The 23,494-nt window shown below is 56.8% G+C and carries 21 protein-coding genes and 1 riboswitch; of the genes, 11 read left to right on the top strand and 10 right to left on the bottom strand.

Annotation, left to right across the window (positions count from 1 at the left end; translation table 11 throughout):
* Positions 1-8: 8 nt before the first annotated feature.
* The gene (locus ACFPOF_RS05780; RefSeq protein WP_378130516.1) at positions 9-1,808 is read left to right on the top strand and encodes a sensor histidine kinase; all 1,800 of its coding nucleotides are present in this window, start codon (positions 9-11) and stop codon (positions 1,806-1,808) included.
* 5 nt (positions 1,809-1,813) lie between these two features.
* Positions 1,814-3,001 (top strand): response regulator, encoded by a 1,188-nt coding sequence (locus ACFPOF_RS05775; protein ID WP_378130514.1) that lies wholly within the window; start codon positions 1,814-1,816, stop codon positions 2,999-3,001.
* A 65-nt stretch (positions 3,002-3,066) separates the two neighbouring features.
* Here the strand turns inward: ACFPOF_RS05775 and ACFPOF_RS05770 are convergent, their stop codons facing one another.
* From ACFPOF_RS05770 to ACFPOF_RS05740, 7 genes are all read right to left on the bottom strand, one after another.
* On the bottom strand, positions 3,067-3,450 hold the full coding sequence (locus ACFPOF_RS05770) for a YciI family protein (protein ID WP_378130512.1): 384 nt from the start codon (positions 3,448-3,450) through the stop codon (positions 3,067-3,069).
* A gap of 69 nt (positions 3,451-3,519) precedes the next feature.
* Positions 3,520-3,972 (bottom strand): UPF0158 family protein, encoded by a 453-nt coding sequence (locus ACFPOF_RS05765; protein ID WP_378130510.1) that lies wholly within the window; start codon positions 3,970-3,972, stop codon positions 3,520-3,522.
* Between the two features lie 73 nt (positions 3,973-4,045).
* Positions 4,046-4,195: a hypothetical protein gene (locus ACFPOF_RS05760; RefSeq protein ID WP_378130508.1), complete on the bottom strand. Its 150-nt coding sequence runs from the start codon at positions 4,193-4,195 to the stop codon at positions 4,046-4,048.
* Between the two features lie 156 nt (positions 4,196-4,351).
* Positions 4,352-6,898 (bottom strand): FtsX-like permease family protein, encoded by a 2,547-nt coding sequence (locus tag ACFPOF_RS05755; RefSeq protein WP_378130506.1) that lies wholly within the window; start codon positions 6,896-6,898, stop codon positions 4,352-4,354.
* Positions 6,895-7,587 (bottom strand): ABC transporter ATP-binding protein, encoded by a 693-nt coding sequence (locus ACFPOF_RS05750; protein WP_378130504.1) that lies wholly within the window; start codon positions 7,585-7,587, stop codon positions 6,895-6,897. The genes ACFPOF_RS05755 and ACFPOF_RS05750 overlap by 4 nt, the downstream gene beginning before the upstream one ends.
* A 120-nt stretch (positions 7,588-7,707) precedes the next feature.
* Positions 7,708-9,072: a sensor histidine kinase gene (locus tag ACFPOF_RS05745; protein WP_378130502.1), complete on the bottom strand. Its 1,365-nt coding sequence runs from the start codon at positions 9,070-9,072 to the stop codon at positions 7,708-7,710.
* Positions 9,060-9,746 carry a response regulator transcription factor gene (locus ACFPOF_RS05740; RefSeq protein ID WP_378130500.1) on the bottom strand — a complete coding sequence of 229 codons (687 nt, stop codon included), beginning with the start codon at positions 9,744-9,746 and terminating at the stop codon, positions 9,060-9,062. Before ACFPOF_RS05740 ends, ACFPOF_RS05745 begins: the two co-directional genes overlap by 13 nt.
* Before the next feature lie 255 nt (positions 9,747-10,001).
* Here ACFPOF_RS05740 and ACFPOF_RS05735 point away from each other — a divergent pair, with 255 nt between their 5' ends.
* Positions 10,002-10,223, top strand: coding sequence for a Spo0E family sporulation regulatory protein-aspartic acid phosphatase (locus ACFPOF_RS05735; RefSeq protein ID WP_378130498.1), 222 nt, complete (start codon positions 10,002-10,004; stop codon positions 10,221-10,223).
* Here the strand turns inward: ACFPOF_RS05735 and tadA are convergent.
* Entirely contained in the window at positions 10,188-10,649 is a 462-nt protein-coding gene (tadA, locus tag ACFPOF_RS05730; RefSeq protein ID WP_378130496.1) for a tRNA adenosine(34) deaminase TadA, read from the bottom strand. The two genes, ACFPOF_RS05735 and tadA, sit on opposite strands and share 36 nt — an antisense overlap.
* A 277-nt stretch (positions 10,650-10,926) precedes the next feature.
* On the opposite strand from tadA, the gene ACFPOF_RS05725 reads away from it, so the two are divergent.
* Positions 10,927-11,676 carry a hypothetical protein gene (locus ACFPOF_RS05725; RefSeq protein ID WP_378130494.1) on the top strand — a complete coding sequence of 250 codons (750 nt, stop codon included), beginning with the start codon at positions 10,927-10,929 and terminating at the stop codon, positions 11,674-11,676.
* A 127-nt stretch (positions 11,677-11,803) separates the two neighbouring features.
* Here ACFPOF_RS05725 and ACFPOF_RS05720 read toward each other — a convergent pair whose 3' ends face one another.
* Together ACFPOF_RS05720 and motA are read right to left on the bottom strand one after the other, a co-directional pair.
* A complete protein-coding gene (locus ACFPOF_RS05720; RefSeq protein WP_378130492.1) occupies positions 11,804-12,646 on the bottom strand; it encodes a flagellar motor protein MotB in 843 nt (280 codons plus the stop codon).
* The gene (gene motA / locus ACFPOF_RS05715; RefSeq protein WP_378130490.1) at positions 12,627-13,433 is read right to left on the bottom strand and encodes a flagellar motor stator protein MotA; all 807 of its coding nucleotides are present in this window, start codon (positions 13,431-13,433) and stop codon (positions 12,627-12,629) included. The genes ACFPOF_RS05720 and motA overlap by 20 nt, the downstream gene beginning before the upstream one ends.
* 334 nt (positions 13,434-13,767) lie before the next feature.
* A riboswitch (cobalamin riboswitch) is annotated at positions 13,768-13,973 on the top strand.
* A 288-nt stretch (positions 13,974-14,261) separates the two neighbouring features.
* On the opposite strand from motA, the gene ACFPOF_RS05710 reads away from it, so the two are divergent.
* The 7 genes from ACFPOF_RS05710 (at position 14,262) to ACFPOF_RS05680 (ending at position 23,492) form a co-directional block, all read left to right on the top strand.
* Positions 14,262-17,006, top strand: coding sequence for an S-layer homology domain-containing protein (locus ACFPOF_RS05710; protein WP_378130488.1), 2,745 nt, complete (start codon positions 14,262-14,264; stop codon positions 17,004-17,006).
* A 271-nt stretch (positions 17,007-17,277) separates the two neighbouring features.
* A complete protein-coding gene (locus ACFPOF_RS05705; protein WP_378130486.1) occupies positions 17,278-18,069 on the top strand; it encodes a DUF4430 domain-containing protein in 792 nt (263 codons plus the stop codon).
* Complete coding sequence (locus ACFPOF_RS05700; RefSeq protein ID WP_378130484.1) at positions 18,066-18,959, top strand: energy-coupling factor transporter transmembrane component T; 894 nt, start codon at positions 18,066-18,068, stop codon at positions 18,957-18,959. The genes ACFPOF_RS05705 and ACFPOF_RS05700 overlap by 4 nt, the downstream gene beginning before the upstream one ends.
* Positions 18,932-20,572, top strand: a complete 1,641-nt coding sequence (locus tag ACFPOF_RS05695) for an ABC transporter ATP-binding protein (protein ID WP_378130482.1) — start codon at positions 18,932-18,934, stop codon at positions 20,570-20,572. Before ACFPOF_RS05700 ends, ACFPOF_RS05695 begins: the two co-directional genes overlap by 28 nt.
* Positions 20,569-21,273: an ECF transporter S component gene (locus tag ACFPOF_RS05690; protein WP_378130480.1), complete on the top strand. Its 705-nt coding sequence runs from the start codon at positions 20,569-20,571 to the stop codon at positions 21,271-21,273. Before ACFPOF_RS05695 ends, ACFPOF_RS05690 begins: the two co-directional genes overlap by 4 nt.
* Positions 21,274-21,363: 90 nt before the next feature.
* The gene (locus tag ACFPOF_RS05685; protein ID WP_378130478.1) at positions 21,364-23,139 is read left to right on the top strand and encodes a sensor domain-containing diguanylate cyclase; all 1,776 of its coding nucleotides are present in this window, start codon (positions 21,364-21,366) and stop codon (positions 23,137-23,139) included.
* Positions 23,140-23,204: 65 nt separating this feature from the next.
* The gene (locus ACFPOF_RS05680; protein WP_378130476.1) at positions 23,205-23,492 is read left to right on the top strand and encodes a 4a-hydroxytetrahydrobiopterin dehydratase; all 288 of its coding nucleotides are present in this window, start codon (positions 23,205-23,207) and stop codon (positions 23,490-23,492) included.
* Positions 23,493-23,494 lie beyond the last annotated feature (2 nt).

Below are 23,494 nucleotides of genomic sequence, written 5' to 3'. Positions count from 1 at the left end.
ATGAAAGCATGAAAAAATTCCGATCCATTCGCGGCAGATTGTTTCTGATTTTCTTGTTCAGCATGCTAGGGTTGCTGCTGATCGTCAGCTTTGTCTACTATCAGCGCGCCACGGAGCAGATTCGCAGCAAGATGAGCGTCGTCGCGGAGAAAAACATTTCCCAGACGGCCGGTCTGTTCGACGTGATGCTGAAAGGGTATGACAGCGTGACGAAGTCGCTCAATTCCAACAATGAGCTCATGCGGCTGCTGCGCAGCTCTTCCGCCGGACTCTCAGTCGCCAACGTGGATTTGGACCGCAAAATTACCGACACCATCGGCGCCATTTTTTACTCTCGCAACGATATTGTCGGTATTCATATTGTCACTAACGAGGGACGGGTGTTCAGCTTCGACCGATCGGTGGGGGCAACCGTCCGCGATCATTCCGAACAGGAGTGGTACACTCGGCTCAAGCGCTCAACCGGAGAAATGATCTGGCTGGGCGTTTATCCCCGTTCGCTGATGAGCGGCGGGATCGAACGTCCGGTGTTCGCCTTTGGCCGCCAGTTGTACGAGTTGAGCGCGCTTAAGTCGATCGGAATCGTCCTGATCGAGACCGATGTGGACGCGATCGTCTCGGCGCTGACGAATGCCAGTCTTGGACCGGGCAGCGACGTCATCATTCAAGCTTCCGATGGTTCGGAAATGATCCGTACGAATCCCGCCGGATCGGCGGAGGAACGAATTCCGGCCGGGTGGCCGGGCCCGCTTAAGACGGGAGAAGTGCAGATCACGGACAAGAAGGACGTAATGATTACCGCCTCAGGCATCCGTACGGCGGACTGGACGGTTATCGGCATCACGCCCAAAGGCGAATTGCAACTGGAACTGAGGCAGACTCAGCGATTCCTTTTATCGGTCATTATCGTTCTTGTACTCGCCGCAACCGTGCTTGCGACGTTCGTGTCTCGCTCCTTCTCTTCTCCGTTCAAGAGGCTCATCCAGCAGATGAAGCAGGTGGAGCTTGGCAACTTTAAAGGTCAAGTACACGTGCAATCGTACCAGGAGCTGAATGTGCTCGTAGGCTCCTTCAACCGGATGGTCCGCCAGATGGATGAGTTGATCGAACGGATCAAGCTGGCGACGCTCAGCGAGAAGAATGCCCAGCTTCAGGCGCTTCAATCCCAGGTCAACCCGCATTTTCTGTTTAATACGTTGGACATGATCTATTGGATGTTAGATGAGCGGGAGAATGATCGGCTTGGCAAAGTCATTCTGGCTCTGTCGCAAATTTTCCGCTATGGCAGCGAATGGGAGCAAGCTTCCAGGGCACCCTTGAGAAGGGAGCTTGAGCAGCTCCGGCATTATTTGACGATTATTCAGACCCGCCTCGGGGGCAGGGTGCATACCGAGTTCGATGTAGAAGAGCGATGGCTGGGCATTGAGGTGCCGAAAATGTTCCTGCAGCCCATTGTCGAGAACGCGGTCAAATATGGGCTGGAGCCGGTCGACCGTCCAGGTCAGCTGCGCATTTCGACGCGGGAGCGCGACGGCAAACTGGAAATCGTCGTTGCGGACAACGGCGTCGGCATGGAAGAGGAGACGCTGCGGCACCTGGAACGTTCTTTGGAAGCGATCCGGTCCATGAAGGCAGGGGACGAGGAAGAGCCGGAACTGGAGCCGGGACGCAAAGGGATCGGTCTACAGAATGTGCATCTCCGCCTTCGTCTTCTGTTCGGGGAAGGTTACGGCGTCCGCATCGAAAGCCGGTTAAACGAGGGAACGACCGTCATTGTGACGATCCCCATTCCGCCCGAGAGGGGGTAAGTTGGATGAACATTCTTGTCGTAGATGACGAAAGCGTCATTCGCAGCGGCATCGAACGGACGATCCGCCATCACTTTCCGGAGCATGCCGTCTACCAGGCGGCGAATCCGGAGAACGCGGTTGTGCTGCTCAGAAACGAATCTATCGATCTCGTATTCACGGACGTGCTGATGCCCGGAATGACCGGCCTGGAGCTGATGGAAATATCCCGCCAAAGCCATGCCCATGTGAAATGGGTCGTCATCTCTGCATATTCGGAATTTGCCTATGCCCAAGAGGCCGTTCGTCTCGGTGCCAAGGATTATTTGCTTAAGCCGATCGGCAAGGAAAGCTTGATCGAGATGATCCGCAAGCTGGGCGAGGAGATTGCACAGGAAAGCGTACGCTCCAAGGAAACGCATTTGCTGAAAAACAATCTGCGCCTGCTGCGGGAGGCCGTCTTCGCTCGCTGGGCATCGGGCCTTGATCTTGGCGGCATCGATCTGAAGCCTTTCACCGAAAATCATCCGAGCTTTCATCTGTTGATGGTCCGTGTAGAAAGCGAGCGAGACATGAAGCTGGAGCATTTTATCGTGGAAAACGTGCTGTCGGAGTTGATCGAATCGTCAGGGAGAGGTTTTGTCGCCAGCATCGATGCAAAAAGTTTGCTCGGCCTTGTGACGCTGCGGGAGGAGAGCACGTTGCACGGACTGACCGAGCAGCTTCGCAGCCACTTGAAGCGTTATATGAAAGTACCGTTCCAGGTGCTGCATTCCGAGCGGCTTGCCGATTTCAACGAGGTTCCGGCAGAGGTTAGGCGGATGCGCAAGGCTGCGGTCAGCCAAGTCTACGATCACTACGCAAGCGGCGGAGATCAGGCGGTCGAAGTGGCGCTGCAATACATTCAGGGACAGTATCATACCGAGCTTTCGCTGGAGAAAGTGGCATCGATCGTTTACTTGAACCCGATCTATTTCAGCCAGTTGTTCAAGCAGAAGACCGGCCACGGATTCAAGGAGTATGTCACCCAACTGCGGATGGAGCGGGCGATGGAGCTGCTGCGGGACTCCGAGCTGAAAATCGCCGATATTTCCGAACGGATAGGGTATTCCGATGTTCGTCATTTCTCGCAAATTTTTCGCAAGAAAAGCGGCCAGACCCCTTCGGAATATCGCCAAGGCGCAAGCGGGGCAATTACGGTTCAACAGGAGTGAACGTCCGCCGACGTAGGGGCCGCTGGCCCCTACTCGACCAGTTGATTCGACCGTTTAGTTTCCTTCTAGGACGAAGGGATTTCCGTCAATTCCGGCTCCTCCCATACTTGACGCAATTCAATCTGACCTTCCCCATGTCCCATCGGGTCCGGCGCCCGCATAGCCCACTCGATGGCTTCTTCTCTCGACTTCACATCAATTAGAAAGAACCCCGCAATCAATTCTTTCGTTTCCGTAAATGGGCCATCCGTAACCACCGGTTTTTTCCCTGGTTCTGGATACGAAAGACGAATCCCATTTGAACTTGGATGAAGTCCTTTAGCCATAACCCGCACGCCTGCCTCAATTAATTCCTCATTGTACTTCGACATAGCTTCTCTTAGCTCCGAGCTCGGGAGAATTCCGGCTTCCGCATTTTTCGAGGCTTTGACTATCATCATAAATAGCATAAATCTTCCTCCTCACGGTCTCGGTCGTTCGTGTGTACAAGACATCTAGACGACAAAGGACGGAGCCCCTTAAGCGTCAACGATTAGTTTAATATTCTCTTCTTCTTCAAGCAGCTCAATTACCCGTTCTTTATTCCTCTGATCCTTAAATGCATACCATGCATTCAACAAATCATCATCGTCCGACAAGGTATCCTTAAATCTCCCGAATACGCCTTTGCCGCCGCTTAAAGCTCGTTCAAGCGACTTCTGCATTCGTTCGTCTTGAACAGTCGTTACGAACTCTTCCATGTCCTCGAACGATTGCCAAGATTCAATCTTAGGCACCCTAATATATCGTTCACCGAATTCTTCTTCGATTCTTTCTTCAAGCTCTGGGTCTGATTCTATATAGTCGCCCAGCATTTCAATATCACCAGTCTGTTTATCGAAGTAACAAGAAATGTCGTCACTCGATTGTTCGCATGCGAATACTAACTCTCCAAACTGAAAAGCTGTTATCTTGACGATCTCCAGCTCCATTGATATCACCCTCGAATATAATCTTCATTTTTTACTTACGCCTCTAACTCTTCATCTTCATCATCATAAACCATTATTTCCCTGACACTTCAGGGCTTTGTTTATAATAATCTAGAATGATTGATAACAATGTTTCTTTATCGTAAGCTTTCAAAGCTTTTTTAATATCTGTAATCGTTAGCTTCTTAGATTCAACCACTGCTGTACCTTTTTCTTCATTCATTAAGCCACGTCCTTTCGCCGGAGCACCTACAAGTTGAATATATCACGCGATCTTTATGCCGTATAGAACGATTGTGGGCTGCTGCAAAAGGGTAATCCCTCGGTAAACCGCGATGGGCGGCAAACTGAGGGATTACCCTTTTGTTATTTGTAGATATTAAGCTTCAACGCGAAGTTCTTCGAGCAAATTCGCTTTTTCCATTTTTCTAAGCGGTCCTTGCACGGACAGCAGCCCGACGAGCAAAGCGGTCCCGCTGGCCAGCAAAGCGGCCAGCCAAGGGAATTCGAACGGTACGCCCTGCACCTCGTTCAGTTTGGCGTATAGCAGGTAACTGATGCCGTAGCCGATCGCGATGCCCCATATGCCGCCGATGACGCCGAACCAGATTCCTTCCGCCGCAGCCATTTTCCGAATTTGGCCCATCGTCATGCCGACCGCTTGCAGCAGCCCGATTTCTTTGCGGCGCAGCAGCAAGTTCGTCTGTATCGTGTTGATAATATTTAAGCTGCCGATGCCTCCGATGATGATAAGGAAGCCATAGACGAAAATTTGCATTTGCAAGTTGAACTGCCGCTCTTCCTTCTGCGATTGCGCGGTGTCCACAAGACGGATGCCCGATTGGGGGTTCGCCATCTCGCTAAGCGCACGCTTGATTGGATCAGGGTCGGCCTTGTCCTTCAAAGCAATTTCCAAGCGGGTCAGTCGCGTAGCCAGGGCGGCGGACTCTTCAGAGGACCCGACTGCCGCGAGCTTGGCGAAAGTGGTTTTCGCGGCGATAATCACAAGTCCCGGCTCCCTCTGATAAGGGGAGTCGAACGGCGATTGTTCGAGAATGCCCGCGACCTTCACTTCGCGTACGCGATCTTTCACCGGCGCGCTGCCGTCATTAGAGAGGTCAAGTTTGATCCGATCCCCGACTTTGTAGCGGGTGAGCGGCATGATCTCGGTTTTGCCGTCGGAGACGACCGGCTTGATCGTCTGGACGATCAGAACGCCGTCTTCGTCCGCCAGTTTCTGCGGGTCGGCGGACCCCGACTTCAAATAATCGGCCGCTTCCTTGAGACGGGCATCGTCGTAAAGCACGATGCGGGAACTGAGAAGCGCATCTTTGCGGCCTTCCCAATCAACGGTCGCTAGCGACTTGCCGGTCTTCTTGGAGAAATCGGCGTTGATCAGCGTATCAGGAACGATCGCATTCGCGGAACGGTTGGTGTAGCCGCCGTAGACGGCCGCAACGCCGGGCAATTTCCGAATCTTGGCGATTTGGTCGGCCGAGAGGAGATCGTCTGTTTTCTTCGCCGCATTCTCTTGCTTCGAACTGAACGACTGGATAAGCTGGAAGGCGATCCGGTCGTTCTCATTTGTCGTTGTCGTCATACTGACCAGCTGCTGCGTGAAATAGTGGAACACGATAAACAGCATGATACTGACGACGATGGAGAATGTCGTAATGCGGAACTTCGTCCGGTTGCGGCGAATATTGGTCGACGCCATCTTGCCTTCGATGCCGATCAGCGTCAGCAGGGAAGGAATGCGCAGACGGCGGAAAGATTCCCGAACGATGGTGCCCGTGCCCTTCACGGCATCCACCGGAGAGACGCTCGATGCTTTGCGCGCCGGCAGCCAAGCCGCAATATACACCGCAAGGAAACCGATCAGCAGGCTGCCGCCCATAATCCACCAATGGAACGTCAACTTAAAGTCGTCCATCATGAAAATCCGTAAGCCGAATTGCTTCATAAGCCACAGAGCGAACCATAGGCCGAACCAGCCGATGAACAAACCCAGCGGCACTCCGATGAAAGATAGAACAGTTGCTTCGCGGAACACGAGGTTACGTATTTGGCGAGGCGACGCACCAAGCGTGCGCAGCAGTCCGAATTGCCGGATACGCTCGAATACCGCGATATGGAAGGCGTTATAGATGACAGCCACGGTAGAGAGCACAACGAGGCCGATCAGCGTCCCCATAATGACGGACAGCGCCAGATCGATGCTTGTGCCGCTCTCGCCGCGCAGCGCGAGCAATTGCAAGTTCTCGAATAGATTCTCGTTCAGCTTGCGGAACTCGTCGAGGTGCGCGTCGACTTTTACGCCTTTCTTTAAGGTAAAGACAACCATCGACTGCTCGCCTAGGGAAGCGCCGTCTTGCAGGAGCGTAAATGCTTTGGCGCTGCCTTCAAACTGCGTCATCTGCTGATTTTTCATCAAGCCGACGATACGATAAGTATGCGTTTTGCCGTCCGGAGCGTTCAGTTCCGTCGTTCCGCCGATCTTCGGGGAGCCCGGCAACTGCTCCAGTATCCATTGCTCCGCGACAAGCTCGTCGGGCGTCGCCGGATAGCGGCCTTCCTGAAGTTGCGCGGGCAGCAATCCGAACGCGTCGGTGTTCGCGGCATCCAGCTTAATGCCGTAGCCGTTATCCAGCTCCGTGGACGTCCCGGGGCTTATCAGGCCGAGCTTATCGACAAGCATGTGCTTGCGCAGCGTATCGACGAGGGCAGGCGTCGGCTTCGTGTAACCGAGCTCGAATTTACCGTCGCTCAGTTCGACTTGCCGAACGAAATTGTCCTTAAGCGCCTGACCCATCGTGCCGAGCGCGCTGATAAGCGCAACGGAGAGCATAATGCCGACGATGGTCAGAATCGCTTTCTTCTTCTGCTGCTTTAAATATTTCCCCGCCATTGCGCCATAGCTTCTCATAGAGCATTCCCCCGGCTGTGCGTGTCGCTGAGAATGACGCCGTCTTGCAGGCGAATGACGCGGTCGGCTTCTGCGGCAACGTTCATGTCGTGCGTGATGACGATGACCGTCTGATGGTATTGCCGGACAGCCAGCTTCAACAGCTCGAGCACTTCGCGTCCGTTCGCGGAATCGAGGTTACCCGTCGGCTCGTCGGCCAGCACGATCGCAGGCCGGTAGGCGAGCGCCCGACCGATGGCGACGCGCTGTTGCTGGCCACCCGACAGCTCCGAAGGCAAATGCTTCTTGCGTTCGTGCAAGCCGAGCGTACGAATGAGATCGTCGACGTAGGTTTTGTCCGGCTGGCGGTGATCGAGCAGCAACGGCAATTGAATGTTCTCTTCGACGTTCAGCACGGGAATGAGATTATATGCCTGGAAAATAAAGCCGATCTTCCGGCGACGGAACACGGCGCGGTCTTTCTCCTTCAAGGCGTACAAGTCTTCGCCGTCGATGTGCACGTAACCGCCCGTCGGCTTGTCGAGTCCGCCGAGCATATGAAGAAGCGTACTCTTGCCGGAGCCGCTCGCCCCGACGACGGCGACGAACTCGCCTTGTTTGATCGAGAAGGACACGCCGTGCAGCGCGTTTACTTTCGTTGAACCTGTACCATAACTTTTGCTTAAACCGTCTACTTGTATGACGTTCATGTCGGGATTCATCCTCCGATGTTGGATTCTCGGGAAGCGCGGAACGAGCGTCTACGCAGCTTCCCCCTGCTACGAACCCAAGTATAAAGGGCCAACCTTACAGGAGCTCCGGTCGCAAGCTTACAGTTTTGTAAGCTTGCGGGACGGGTTGCCGTCGAAGGGCGCCGCCGGCAAAGAACGCTGAGGCAGCGCGACGGTAAACACCGTTCCTCCCGATTCCCCAGGAGCGGCGGACAGGAATCCGCCGTGTTTCTCGACGATCGACTTGGCGAGCGGCAGACCGAGGCCGACGCCGCTGCCTTCCTTGCCCTTGCCCGGGGCGCGATAAAACTTTTTGAAGATATGCGGGAGATGTTCCGGATCGATGCCCGGACCTTGGTCGCGAATGAGCAGCCGGGCGAAGACGGCGGTGCTCTCGAGCCCAATCGAGACCGTTGTACCGGGTGGACTATGCTCTACGGCGTTCTTCAGCACGTTGGTGATCGCTTCCGACAACCAGCGTCGGTCATGAGGGACGACGAGCCGCTGTCCGCCGGCGTACTGGCCATCCGTCTCGAAGACGAGGTCGACGCCTTTCTGAATCGCCGCCTGTTCGACCGCTTCCGACGCTTGCTTCACGGTGTCGATCAGCGGAGCTTCGGCGATATGCAGATCCAGCGCGTTCGCCTCCAGCCTCGCCAGCTTCAGCAGCGTGAGCGTCAGCCATTCCATTCTGTCGAGCTCGCGTCGGCAGATCTTCAGAAATTCCTCGGCATGAAGCTTGTCGACGTTGCCTTCCTGCAACAAGTCGATGTAAATCGCAAGCGAGGCAAGCGGCGTCTTCAACTGGTGGGAGATGTCGGCAACGGTATCTTTCAGGAAGATTTGGTCCTGGTGCAGCTGTTCGATCGTCTGCCGGAGGCGAAGCGATAATTCTTGAGCGCCGCTTGCGAGCAGTCCAAGCTCTCCTTCATCGTAAAGACGATAGGGAATCGGGCGGTCGTGTTTAACCGTTTCCTCGATGTCGAGGGCGAGGTCGCGAATGTCCGTCAGTTGGCGTCGGTGATGGAGGAGCAGCAACACGGCAGACAGCGTGAATAGCGTTGCGAATACGGCGAGGAGCGCCCAGAACGTCTGCCAGCGATGTGCATTTGCGGATGGCAGCCATTCTGTCGCGAATGTAGGCGTTACGCCGTATTGCGACATGACCTTCCAACCTGCCGAGATTTCTTCGGCCGTCGGACGTTTGCCGTCTAGGTAAAGATTGAGCCAATCGGCGGCCTGATCCGGATTTTTCGCGGCCAAGCGGCCGATCGCCGCGGCCTGCTTGTCGAGCAGCTCGGCTTTCAGCGTCTGAGCGGAGTGCCGGCTGTACCAGAATGAGAAGGCGAGACACAGCGCGAAAAGAAGGCATAGCGCGGCGGCCAGCCTCCTCGTAGAGGGATTCCTCCATATTCTTCCCGCGCCGAGCGGCAAGCGATGTTCGATGCGCTCTAATCGTTCCATCGGTAACCGGCTCCTCTGATCGTCACAATCCTATCGGGGCGTTGGGGATCGTTCTCGATTTTCTCCCGCAGCCTGCGAATGTTGACAGCCACCGTGTTGTCGTCAAGCACTTCCGTGCCGTCCGGCCATACGTGTTGTATGATCTGATCGCGCGACAGAACGGAGCGGGGATGGGACATGAACAAGCGGAGCAGCCGGAATTCCGTCAGGCTCAGCGGGATGTCCTGGCCTTGCTTGTCGAGCCGCATCTCTCCGACAGACAGCGAGAGCGGGCCGGAGACGATGATATCTTTCTCCTCTGGCTTCATCTTTGAACGGCGCCTGAGCACCGCATGTACGCGCGAGACGAATTCGCGGAGGCGAAAAGGTTTTGTCACATAATCGTCACCGCCAAGATCGAGCCCGCGAACGATGTCGAATTCCTGATCGCTCGCCGTCAGGAAAATGATCGGCACATCCATCGAGCGCCGAATTTCCGTGCAGAAATCGAAGCCGTTGCCGTCAGGCAATTGCACGTCAAGCAGAAGCAAGTCGGTCGTGCCGCTTCCGAGCAGGTCTCTCGCTTCGGATAGGTTTCTTGCCCCCTCCACCAGGAAACCTTCTTGTTGCAAGGTGAATTGGATGCCCCGGTGCAGGGCATCGTCGTCTTCGACGAGAATAATGCGAGCGCTCATGACGGCGATTCCTCCTTGATCGCACTCGGCGACCCGTTTCTCAGACTGAAGTAGCAGGTATTATTGACTAATTTTGTCGGAAAATAAAGCGATTGAAACGACACCATTCTACAAAAATTTGAGTAAGTCTGTCCTATAATTTGTGTAGTTCATTTTCCCTAGCTGCAGGTTGCTTGAACCTTAGTGAAAAGGAGCGCAAAACACGATAACGTGCAATGAGGAGAGGTCAGATTGGATTGCCTGGAGACTACGCATTTGGTAAGACGCCTCCAACTGCTGCAGCGTCGTTTGTGCGAGATGGCCAGCGACGTTGGCAGCCTGACCGATCCCGAGATCGTAGCGGTCAGCGAAGAAGCCGATCGTCTTATCGTTCAGCTTCAACGCCTCCGGAAGGAAGAAGCGGAATACCGCAGGTTAGCAGAATTAAGCAAGCTGGCGGGTTTAACGGTTCCTCAGCTTTCGGAAGAAGTCGGTTAACAAGGCCGAACATTCCTCGTGCAGCACACCTGATGTCCAGGGGCTCACGTGGTTGAAGCGAGAATCTTGGAGCAAGTCCATTAACGTGCCGACGCAACCGGCTTTCGGATCGGATGCGCCGTACACGACACGCTCCACTCGGGATTGCAGAATGGCGCCCGCACACATCGGGCAAGGCTCTAGCGTGACATATAAAGTACAACCGAGCAATCTCCAAGCTTGCAGCTTCTCGCTCGCTTGGCGGATCGCTATCATCTCCGCGTGTGCCGTCGGATCCCGATCGCGCTCGCGAAGGTTGTACCCTGCGCCGACGATTTCGCCGTCCCGTACAACGACGGCTCCGATCGGCACTTCGCCCAACGATTCGGCGATGCGGGCTTGCAGGATGGCTTCTTTCATCCAGTGTTCATCTGCAGTTATCAACATGAGAAGTGCTCCTTACTCCGCGAACATGTATTCGTTGTTAACATGCTGTGCATGAATTTGTGGATAACTACGGGGTTGTCCACAGAGTTATGCACATTTCTTATTGTTTTGTGGGTATAAACTGTGATTAAGAGTACCATGAACGCTCCTGAGCAGATGCTGCGGGCGTTTTTTTTATTGTATCAGGTTGGCAAATAAGGTCAAACCGGGAGAAGCCGTGAATAAGCTAGAGATAGGCAGGACAAACTTGCGGCAAAACGCGGTTGGAGTGGATCGGATGGGGGGCAAAGTCGCAGACGTATTCCGGGGGCATCCCGAGCTGGAGCCGTCGGGCAAGCTGTCGATCGTCGGACGGGCATGTTGCGATGCCGAGCGGATGACTGCGTACGTAAGGCGGCGTAATCCAGCGGCGCCTTACGTAGCGGAAACGTACTTGAGACTTGGAGAACGTTATGGGATTCGCGGCGATGTCGCGTTCTGCCAAGCGGCCATCGAGACGAGAGGATGGACGTCGGGGATGCTCGGACCATGGTGGGCGCCGCTCGGAGCGGGAAGGTGGGCGGAAGAATCTGCGATCGAGGAGAGAATGCGGCTGTTATTCTCATTCTCGACTTCTTCCGGAGGAGCTGCGCTTGGGCGGCATGACGCGGACTTGTTGGAACGGGAAGGCTGGCACGGCACAGTCAGCTGCTGGGAAGATCTCGGGGGCAAGTGGTCGCGTTCGTACCAAGCGCATCGGTACGGTCACGACGTCACGGCGATGTGGCGGAATATGCTTGCTTGGCGCGGGAAGGGGGAGGTCGTCATGGAGCGTGCGAGTTCAGGGTGGGGTGGCGCCTACGGGCGGGAGACGCCGGAAGATCACGGTTCGGGTGCAGATTGGCTGACGTCCGGCGGAGCTGACTTGACGTGGCTGCGGGCGGAAGGGTTGTTGCCGGAGCCTGTGCCCCACCCCGGCAGAAAAGTGACGTGGGCTGAGCTGGCAACCTTATTACACCAATGGGAGAAACGGACCAAGCGGGTGTAGGCGTACTTTTCCTCGGTAGCGGCAATAGGTTCCGCTATTTTGTGCATGTTGGCCGACGATCCAAAAAAGAAACGCCCGGAGAAGTCGAACTTCCTCGGGCGTTCTATTTATCTATGATCGGCGCAGCTTACGGCTGCTGCTTACCGTCGTTCGCAATTGCGCTAAGCGTTCGATCGGTGCTGTTCGCGTCCGTCGGCTCGACGTAATTGCGAAGGATAGACACTTCTACGCGGCGGTTGATCGCGCGTCCGGCTTCGGTGTCATTCGATTGGAGCGGACGGTATTCGCCGTAAGCGGTGGAACTGACATGCTTCGGATCGAGTTTGCTGTTCTCGAGCAAAATCCTCATGAAATTGACAGCGCGCTGCGAGCTAAGCTCCCAGTTGGAAGGGAATTCAGTCGTCTTGATCGGCTGGTTGTCGGTATGCCCGGCAACGAGAATCTCGTAGCCTGGATATTGATCCAGCATTTGCGCGATTGCCTTGGCGAGCTTCTGGGAATCGGGCTTGATTGACGCGCTTCCGGACGGGAACAACGCGTTGTCCCTTATCGTAATCAGTAATTGCGAATGGTTAAGCTGCGTATCAAGCTGAGACGACAGCCCGCTTTTCTTGATGTACTTGTCGAGATCTTTCTTTAACTGCTCAAGGTTCTGCTGTTCTTGCTGCATAAGCTCTTCGCGAGTCTCAGTCTTTTTCGTCGTGCCGTTATTGTGTTTCAACTCGTTTTCCGCAGAGCGCTTTTTCATGTCGTTATCCCGGGTGATGTCGCCTTTTTCAAAAATGCTAATGCCGGAGTTAAACGCCGTCTTGAACGCCTGGCTCATCTGCTCTAACTTGGCGGTGTTCACAGCGCTGGCTGCATAGAGAACGATAAACAGGGCGAGCAATAGCGTCATCAAGTCGGAATAGGGAAGGAGCCACGATTCGTCCGCGTGCTCCTCATGATGCTCATGCCGTTTTTTGCTCACGCTGCGTATCCTCCTTATCCGCTAGAGCAAGTCTTTCCGTCGGGGTCAGGAATACAAGCAGTTTCTGTTGGATAGCGATCGTCGATACGCCGGACTGAATCGAGAGCAATCCTTCGACCATCATGAGCTTGAGGTCGATCTCACGCTTGGACAACCGTTTCAGCTTGTTGGAGATCGGGTGCCAGAGCACGTAACCGGTGAAAATACCGAGCAAAGTCGCGATAAAAGCGGCTGCGACGGCATGCGCGAGCTTCTCCATCTCGGCCAAGTTGCCGAGAGCGGCGATCAGACCGATAACTGCCCCGAGAACCCCGAGCGTTGGCGCATACATGCCCGCTTGAGAGAAAATCTGGGCTCCGACGCGGTGACGATCTTCCGTCGCGGAGATGTCCTCAAGCAGAACATCTCGCACGAAGTCTTGGTCGTTGCCGTCGATGATCATTCGCATGCCCGACTTGAGGAACGGATCCTGAATTTCTTCGACGCGGGCTTCGAGTGCAAGCAAGCCTTCGCGGCGAGTAATCGTAGCCCATTCCATGAACATTGCGATGAGATCCGTGCGGGCGATCAGTTTCGGTTCCGAGAAAATCAGCTTGAACAGCTTCGGAACTTTGGCGAGATCCGAGGTCGGAAAAGCGACGAACACGGAAGCCGCAGTACCGACGAGAATGATGACGTAAGCCGCCGGGTTGTTAACGAGACTGACGATTGGCGCACCTTTCAGGAACATCCCCAATATAAGCGCGACAAAACCTAAACCTAATCCAATAATCGTTGAATTTTTCATCGTACACCCCGGTATATGAAAGAATGATATGTACGCGACAGGAGAGTTTCTCAGCAACCGACACGATAATAGGTTTATCGACAGAATGAAGCAAAAGCTTTAGAGGGGAACGTTGTTTTTCGTAAAATCATAATGCGGAAACGTGTGGATAAGAAGCTGACAGGCCGCGCCGGGAGCGGGGAAATGCATAATTGGACCAATGGACAGTCCACTTCATGCGTGTTACTATGGCTACACAAGCCTAATGTCCCCGGGAGGGGCGCGAGGCGCAGCGATCGGATCGTAAACAGCTATTGTCCGGTCGACCAAGTGAATACGGCGGAGAACAGGGTGCTCGCAAGAGCTTAGGGCGTGTCTGAAAATTCAGGGTTTTCAGATACGCCCTAATAGGGAAGTCCGGTGCGATACCGGCGCGGTCCCGCCACTGACCATGGGGAGCCAAGCGGAATATGCCACTGCGGCCGTCGGTAGACGGATGCGGGAAGGTCCGGGAGGCATTGATCCAGGAGCCAGGAAACCTGCCCGTTCTCGACAAACACCCGATAACCTACGAGGAATAGGGGAGGTGTGGCGGCATCGGCCGCGGATGACGGCTTGCGCCTGCTAATTGCGGGTAGCGGGTTTCCGCGGCGGAGCGACTTGGCGAGCGCGAACGGATCGTATTCCGAACGCTCGCCCTCCTTAGCAACGGCAAGGAGTGGCTCGGCCATCACGCGAACATCTTCCGGGAGGGAGATGTTTTTTTGTTGCCTTCACTCTGCAAGCAAGAATGTTTTCGCCGTTTGGGAGAAGGCGAAGACGCGAATTCAGAGAGGAGCGTGCGGTCAGGTGAACGTGGGGAAAAGCATGAAAGAAGTAAGAGGGTTTAAAGGTTGGTTGCGCGGTGCGCTGGCAATGTTCGTTGCATTGCAACTCGTCGCGGGTGCTTGGGCGGGCGTTGCGGGCGCGGCAAGCGACGATTCGGCAGCAGGCGCGAAGGCGTCGATCCGGGGGCAAGTGGGTCAGGCGGTAGACGGACTGCAAGCATTGCTTGGCAAGTCGCAGCCGTCGAGTGACTGGGTGGCATTCGGATTGGCACGCTCGGGCGCGACGGTCGGCGCAGCTTATTTATCCGAGGCGGCGAAGAGCGCGGATAGCGGCAGCTTGCGGCTTGTAACGGATTTCGCCCGCGTGGCGCTGGCTGTGAATGCGGTCGGCGGCGACGTACGCAAAGTCGGTTCCGGCAAGACGGACTTGCTCGGCAAAATCGCGAATTTCGATAAAATAACAGCGCAAGGTCCGAACGCGCCGGCGTATGCGCTGCTTGCGTTGGATGCAGCCGGCTACGTGCCTGGCACGAACGACAAGTGGTCGAGAGACGACTTGGTGAAGTGGCTCGTCGACCATCGCACTAACGGCGGCGGTTGGTCGCTGACGGCAGGTAAGAGCGATACGGATATTACAGGCATCGTTTTGTCCGCGCTGGCGGGCTATCAGGATAGTCCGGAAGTTAAATCCGCTACAGAAGAAGCTTTAAAATGGCTTTCCAGCGTTCAGCTGGCGAACGGCGGATTCGGCGGTGCCGCGGAGTCGAGCGAGAGCGCGGCCCAAGTCGTCATTGCGCTGACATCGCTTGGCATCGATCCGGTAAACGACGCGAGATTTTCCAAAGACGGCAAATCGGCGCTGACTCGTCTGCTTGAATTCCGTCTTGCTGACGGTCAATTTTCTCATACGTTCGGCGGCAAAGCCGACGGAATGGCTTCTTATTATGCATTGCTCGGATTGACGGCGGCCGAACGCTGGTTAGATGGCTTGCCGGGCCTATATGCGGGCGTTAACGCGACATCGAAAGTTCAGGTTACTGTAAACGGCGTCTCCGGCACGGTTGCGAACGGTTCGGTAACAGGCAAAACGGCGCTCGAAGCGCTCGTGAATGCACTGAACGCGTCGAAGCTTGCTTACAAAGTCGAGCGTTACTCTTTCGGACCTATGCTGACGTCTATCGGCGGTCTCGACAGCGCGAAGTTTGGCGGGTACGATGGATGGAACTACGGCGTCAAGCGCGGCGGCGCATGGGTGACGATTACGGAAGGTATGGGCACGTTCGCGCTTAAACAGGGCGATGAGCTTGTCGTCTACTACGGCGGAGCGGAAACATCGCTGATTCATTCGGTGAAGCTCGAGCCGGCGGCGCCTCGCGCAGGCCAACCGGTAACGGTGACCGTTGAGAAAGAAACATTCGATTGGGACGCGAACAAGCTGGTCGTAAGCCCGGCGGAAGACGTGAATGTGAAGCTCGGCGGCGGCGTTTCTGCGAAAACGGACAAGGACGGCAAAGCAACGCTGACAGCTCCGCAAGCAGGCGCATACGTGCTCGCAATCGGCGGCTACCGCACGGATGCGGTCCCGACGGTCGTTGCATCGTCGGTTCCGGTTAAAGTCGCCACGTACGAGAAGAACGTCAGCGTACGTGTCGAAGGAGACGCCGGCGTAACGGCATCCGGCATCGCACAGGGCGGAACGGCTTTCCAGGCGATCGAACAGTTGCTCAAAGCCAAAGGCGTTAAATACGAAGTGAAGGAATCCTCATTCGGCAAATATATTAACTCGATTGACGGTATTGCCGGCGGTAAGTACGGCGGTTACGACGGCTGGAGCTTCGCGGTTGTTCGCGGTGGCGACTGGATCATACCGGCGGTGGGTACGGACGCGTTCCTGCTCGAAGACGGCGACGAAGTGGTCATCTACTACAGTGGAAGCACCACGTTGCTGGTCGATCCGATCGTGCTCTCTCCGGCTCAGCCGAAGCCTGGTCAGGCGTTCACCGTGACGGTCACGAATCGCGCATGGGATTGGGAGAACGGCAAGTTCGAAGCGGCGAAGCCTATTGCAGGCGCGACTGTAACCGTTGGCCAAACGTCGGTCATCACGGACCCGAACGGCAAAGCTTCCTTCGCGGGTCAGAAGGAAGGGTACTATACGGTTGAAGTGACGGGTTATACGAAAGATGCGGCGCCGTCGGTCGCTCGGTCGGTGACTGGGCTTTCTATCGCCGGCGCATACAAAGATCAAAGTGCAGTCGCTGCCTGGGCGGCGGACGCTGTAGCGACCGCTCGTTCGGCGAAGCTGCTTCGCGGCATCGGCGACGGCACGGAGTCGTTCAAGCCGAAGCAAGCGGTCACCCGCGCGGAATTCGTGTCTGCGCTGGCTCGTGGGCTGGGCTTGAGCGGCAAGGCGGCATCGGCGTTCAAAGACGTGCCGACGAGCGCGTGGTACGCCAAAGACGTGAATGCGGCGGTGGCGGCTGGTCTGATTAGCGGCGTGTCCGCGACTTCGTTCGCGCCGGACGCGACGCTCACGCGGGAGCAGGCAGCGATTCTGCTGACTCGCGCGCTGAAGCTGAAAGCGACGGCTGTCGCCGAGTTGGCGGACGCCAAGCAAATTACGCCAAGCGCCGTATCGGCCGTGCAGGCGGTTATTCAGCAAGGCTGGCTGACGCCGTATGAAGGACGATTCGCGCCGAAGGCGACGCTGACGCGGGAGCAGGCTGCGACTGTCATCGTGCGCGTGTGGCACGCGAGCGGGAAGTAACATCTGAGCACGCGGTGACGGGCGGGGATTTAATGGAATGGTCCATTAACTTCCCGCGCATTCGCGGGTGAGGCGGCAAGTCCGTGGAAAAATCCATTACTATTCGTGACTTGTACCGATTGCGGGTGGAATGGCTGCTGAATAGATGTATTTTTCCAGTAAGAATGCTAAGTTTCTTGAAATACCTTAGAAATAAAAGGATTTATCCAGTAAGGTGCTGAACCGAACGGGGTTGCGTTACGGATACTTCGTCGGAGAGGAGGAGAAACGTGTGAGGAACTTCATGTTCAGGCGGCGGTCGGCAGCGCTTGCGCTGGTCTTGATGGTTACCGTTATGATCGGTATCTCGGGTTGTGGCGGAGGTGGCAATCAAGGCGCGGCGGTCGAGTCGGGTGAACTATCGTCGTCTGCTTCGTCAATGCCGGTTGAACAATCCATGCAAACTGGGAAGTCGGAGGGGCCGTCAGCGTCTTCCTCCTCCGCTGCGACGTCTCCTGACGGGTCGGAGGCGAGTGGCTCCTCCTCGGGGGAAGCTCCGCCAAAGGCAGCCGGACCGTCTCAGCCTGCCTCGACGCCAGCCGTATCTGACACACCGTCCGACCTGTCGTCTAAGCCATCTTCGACGCCAGCCGCATCCGCCAAGCCATCCGAGCCGTCCGCGAGCCCGCAGACGGGTAAAGACGGGCGACCGCCTGAAGAAACTTCCAAGGCCGATGTTGTTACGATCTCGATCGAGGGCAACGCGGAATGGGGGACGATTTTGAAGGCGGAAACCGTCGTTCTGAGCAAAGGGGATACGCCAGCAAGCGTTCTGAAAAGAGCGGCGAAAGCCCATCGGCTTGCATTCGGCATCCGTGGCAGCGGAGCGATGACATATATAGAAGGCATAGACGGCTTGTTCGAGTTCGACGACGGGCCGACGAGCGGCTGGAAATATCGCGTTAACGGCATCGTCGCCGACATCGGCGCGGGCGCCTATCGGCTTAAGACGGGCGACCGGCTGGAGTGGTATTATGTGTCCGAGGATGCGGAAGCCGAGGAAGGCAAGGAGAAAAAACCATGACGGAAGGTTTCGGTTTCCGATCGCTTCATCCGATCGTTATATTCGTTTATTATGCCGGAGGGGTAACCTTCGGCATGTTGTTATTTCACCCCATCGTTTTGCTTGCGGCTTGGGCGTGTGCGGTCGTCGTCAACCTGCATCTCGACGGTGGACGAGAATGGCGGAAATGGGCAATTCCGATGTCGATCGGCGTATTGCTTGTCGCCGCGATAAATCCGCTGATCTCCCACCGGGGGCGAACGGTGCTGACTTACTGGGGCGATCTTCCGATTACGCTGGAATCGGTCGTATACGGAGCGACGCTTGCGCTGTCGTTACTGAACTTGCTGACGTTTTTCGTGACCTACAGACTGGTTATGACGGAGCAGAAATTTCTGTTTTTGTTCTCCCGGGTATCCCCGAAAGCCGCGCTGGTCGCCATGATGGCGATGGGGCTCGTGCCGCGCATTCGCCGTCGTCTTCAGGAGCTCATGCTTATTCAGAGGACGCGGGGAGTAACTGTTACAGAAGGCTCGCCCTCCGCACGGGCGCATAACGGCGCTCGACTAATCGGCACTTTGCTGTCGTGGACGTTAGAGGACTCGCTTCAGACGGCAGATTCGATGCAAGCACGTGGATACGGAACTGGGCAACGCAGCTCGTACTTGGCTTATCGGCTACGGGCGAGGGACTGGGCGACGCTCGTCGGCTTTGTGGTCTGCGCGATGACGTTGTTTGCGGCGTGGGCGGGCGGCCACGGTTTTATGACCATCTATCCGCGTCTTGGTGCATTCGCGCTTTCTATAGGTGACGGCGTCGCTTTAGCCGCTTATATTGTCTTTTTACTGATGCCGCTTGGCTGGGAATGGAGGGATCGCAGGGCATGGCTTATCTCGAATTACGGAACTTGACTTTCTATTACCCAGGAGCGGCGGAGCCCGCGGTGGAGGAAGCGAGCCTCTCCGTCCCGGCCGGTCAATTCGTCGTCTTGTGCGGTCCTTCCGGAAGCGGGAAGTCGACGTTGCTGCGGCTGTTAAAAAGAGAAGTGTCGCCTGGGGGCCGGATCGGAGGGAGTATCGAGTTCGGAGGTCTGTCGCTCGGAGAATGGCCGGCGCGTGAGCTCGCGGCTACTATTGGCCTGGTCATGCAAAATCCGGACAATCAGCTCGTTGTCGACACGGTTGAGCACGAGCTGGCGTTCGGCATGGAGAATTTCGGCCTCGAGCGGGATGAGATGAGGCGCCGCATGGCCGAGATGGCTGGGTTCTTCGGTCTGGAACCGCTGCTCGGGCGCAAAACCGACGAGCTGTCGGGCGGTCAGAAGCAGACGGTGAACGTTGCCGCTGCGTTGCTGCTCCGTCCTCGGGTGCTGTTGCTGGACGAACCGCTCGCCCAGCTCGATCCGCTTGCCGCGCGCGAGTTGCTCGGCATGATCAAGCGGCTTAACGACGAGTGGGGCATTACCGTCATCATGAGCGAGCACCGGATCGACGACTTACTGCCTCTCGCGGACAAAGTCGTGCGCATGGAAAGAGGCCGAATCGTGTTCGACGGCGAGGCGAGAGAGTTCGTCCGCGAAGCTTGGCGGCGGGCGGATGACGCCTGGACGAGCGCGCTGCCTTCCATTACGCGCTGGGCGCTTGAGGCGAACACCTCGGCGGCGGCCCGGCCGCCGCTAACGGTGAAGGAAGCTCGCGGTTGGCTGACGAGCGCCGCCGCAGAGGCCCGGCCAGCCGCTCACGCCAAGGCTGCCGCAAGCCCCTCGCCCGCGCTGCTTATCGCAAAAGAGCTATTCTTCGCGTACGACAAGCGGTCGCCCGCCGTGCTGCGCGGGCTGGAGTGGGACGTGCGCGCCGGAGATTGGACGGCGCTGTTCGGCGGCAACGGCAGCGGCAAGTCGACGCTGCTGCAACTGCTTGCCGGCTTGCGGGAACCGCAGCGCGGCAGCGTGGCGTGCCCGGCTAAGACGCTCAAGTCGCTCGCCAGGCTGAAGCCGAAAGAGCGGTTCGCCGAGATCGGTTACTTGGCGCAAAATCCGGTGCTTCACTATGCGCACGACAGCCTGCTCGGCGACCTTGTCCATGCGGCATCGCGGGCCGGGGCCGGCGAGGCCGGACGGGCGGAGGTGGCCGCCCGGGCGATGGCCGACCGCCTCGGCATCGCGCATCTACTCTCCCGACACCCGCACGACATGAGCGGCGGCGAGCAACAACTCGGCGCGCTGGCGATTACGCTGCTAGGCAAACCAAAGCTGCTGTTGCTGGACGAACCGACGAAGGGGCTCGACCCGCTAGCCAAACGAATCTTGGGAGAGCATCTGCGACAGATTCATCAAGAGGGGACAACGCTTGCGATGGCGACTCATGACGTCGAATTCGCGGCAGCGTATGCGAACCGATGCGCGTTGTTGTTCCACGGGGAGATCGTGGCGGACTGCGAACCGGAAGCCTTTTTCCGAGGGAATCTGTTCTATGCAACGCCGCTTCACCGGTTGCTCGCGTTGGAGGGGGCTACCGTCCGATGAAAGCTTCCAAGCCGATCCGGTGGTTAATTCTACCGATTGCAATCATCTACCTTGTCTTATCTTATATCTCGATTGAGCGCGGCAACTCGTTGCTCATCGGCATCGTGCTCGTGCTGCTCTCGATGATCCCGTTCCTGCTCCGCTTCGAGCGCAAGGAACGCAAGGCCCGCGAGCTGATGCTGATCGCCGTCATGGCTTCGGTGGCGACGGTGAGCCGGATTCCTTTTGCGACGCTGCTTCCTGGCTTTACGCCCGTCACGTTTGTCGTGATCGTCTCCGGCGTCGTGTTCGGCGCGGAAGCGGGCTGGATGGTTGGGGCGACGACGGCGCTCGTGTCCAACATGTTTCTAGGGCAAGGACCCTGGACACCGTGGCAAATGTTCGCATGGGGGATGGTCGGCTATACGGCGGGTTTGTTCGCTCACCGTAACCCGGCTAGGCGCCGCCGTCTGCCGCTGGCTATTTTCGGCGTGGCTTGGGGTTTCCTGTACGGCTGGATTATGAATCTGACGCTGGCGATCGATCAATGGGCGCAAACCCATTCATGGGCGTCCGTGTTCGCGAAGTACGTAACCGGGTTTCCGTTCGAAGTCATTCATGCGTCGGCGAACTTATTTTTTATCCTCACGTTCGGCCCGTCGTGGATCGCTGTCCTCGAAAGATATCGTCGCAAGTACGGGGTGTTGGAAAGGTTGGATTAGCGGACGGTGCCAATCCGGGCAGGACTTTCGAAGGGCGTTGTCGAATGATGTCATATTCGTTTACATCGCAACGATCAGAGGGAGTGCCGCATGGAACACCAAACGGAGCGCATCGCGCACCAGGGCCGGTTTAAAATACAAAGTTTGCTTGTGGGGCTTCTCGCTTTTACGTTAATTGGGTCGACGGCGATTTTGACAGTCGTGTCGATCCAACATCAGAACGAGACGATTATGAGGACGACACGGCAAAAAAATTTCGAAGCGGCGCGCAATCTTGCGATTGCCGCCAATACGATTAAGCAGTTGATGTTTAAACAGCTTGGCGGGACAGGACGTTATATCATTGACGAAGAGTTGCCTCTCGACGGAGAAGGAAGGACGCTCGGTGCATTGCTGATGGGCAACGGTATCTTTAACGGATCGCTGCTTGTCGACGGGGAAGGCGAGGTGCTCGTCTCGACGCTGGGTACGGGTTTCGCGGTAGGCGATCGGCTCGGCGTAGAGACGGGGATATCGTTAACGGGACACGAAATAGGCCCTTGGATGTCCGCGCCATTCGTCTCGCCGGGCGGTCATCGCGTCGTGCTTGCATTGCACCCCATGAAAGCGGGAGACGAGCGGACGGCCGTCTACATCGCGGGCCTCGTCGACCTGGAGATCGCGAATGTATTCTCCGACATGTTCTCGCATACGATCAAGAGCGATCCGGGCACGTATGCTTATTTGGTCGACCGCAGTGGTGAGTTGATGATGAGCGCTCAAGCAGACCGCGCCGGGGAAGTGATACCGGCGAAGGCATTGCTGGAAACCTTCGGTGGAGGGGACACAGAGTCCGACGGAGCGAGTGAAGGTCTTGTTGCATCGCCGGGAAAGACGCACGAGCGGACGAAAGGGCCGGGGCAGGACGGAAGAGGACAGGGTGATGGTCCGTTGGATCGTTCTGCGCCGATGAGCCCATTCGATGAGCCTCCGGGAAGACCGGGAGAACCTCCTGGTCAGGGAAGCGGCAGCGTGCCGCGCTCGGCGATGTTGGCTGACGGGAACGGGGTCGAGACGTTGGTCGGCTATTTACGCGTCGGCGATCTCGGTTGGGGCGTGGTCGTTCAGTCGCCTATCTTCATCGTGGACAAAGCGAAGCGCGAGTTCATATCGACGCAGTTGAAATGGAGCGTGCCGCTCATCGCGGCTTTCTTGCTGCTTAGCCTTTGGATGGCTCGTAAGATGGCGGCGCCTTTCGCGAGGCTGACCGCGGTCGCAAGAAGCATTGCGTCAGGCGAGCGGGCGGGGCGTCCGCCGTTCGAGAGCCATTGGAACTATGAGGCGCATCATTTGGCGCGCGCGATGATGACGGCGGTGCAGGGTCTGCAGCATCAGGCGGACGAGATGAGCTTGCAGGCGCGAACCGATCGTCTCACCAGGCTTGCGAACCGGACGGGGTTGGATGAATGGTTGAAAGCGCGCGAAGGCGATAGCGCCGGGTATGCGCTCATGGTGATCGACATCGACCATTTCAAAAGCGTGAACGACAAATACGGTCACCAGATAGGAGACGACACGCTTGTCCATCTGGCGAGTATTCTGAAAGCGGAGTGCAGGGAGACGGATCTCGTCTGCCGAATCGGCGGCGAAGAATTCGTCGCCGTGCTGCCGGGCGAGAAGCTGGAAGGCGCCACTTTGCTGGCGGAGCGGGTTCGTGGGCGGGTAGAAGATGCGATTAGCCCGACTGGCCGGCCGATCACGGTGTCGATCGGCATTGGCGCTTGTTCCGAACCCGGCGAATCATTCGACACGACGTTCCAACTTGCGGATGGGGCGCTCTATGAAGCCAAGCGGGCGGGGCGCAATCGGACGATGGCTTCCGCGTGAGCGGCTTTGCCCGAGTTTTGTAGACCACGTTGGCCGACATCGTCTTCATACAAGGAGGAGTAGACATGGGCAAACATCCTTTATTAACGGAAGAGCAGTTGGCGGAACAACTCGCCGCACTGCCGGAGTGGCGGGTCGAAGAAGGCAAGTGGATCGTGCGCCGGAGGCTTTTTCCAACGTTCATGGATGCGGTCGCTTTCGTGGATCGGGTGGCGGTTATTGCCGAGGAAATGAATCATCATCCGTTCATCGCCCTCGACTACCGGAAAGTAACGCTCAGATTGACGACTTGGAACTCCGGGGGAATCACGGGTATAGACATCGATTCCGCCATCGCGTACGATCGAGAATAGAC

This window comes from Cohnella soli (genome assembly GCF_042655525.1).
Lineage (GTDB): Bacteria > Bacillota > Bacilli > Paenibacillales > Paenibacillaceae > Cohnella > Cohnella soli.
Note: the sequence above shows the minus strand (reverse complement) of the source record. Positions and strands in the feature narration are given on the sequence as shown.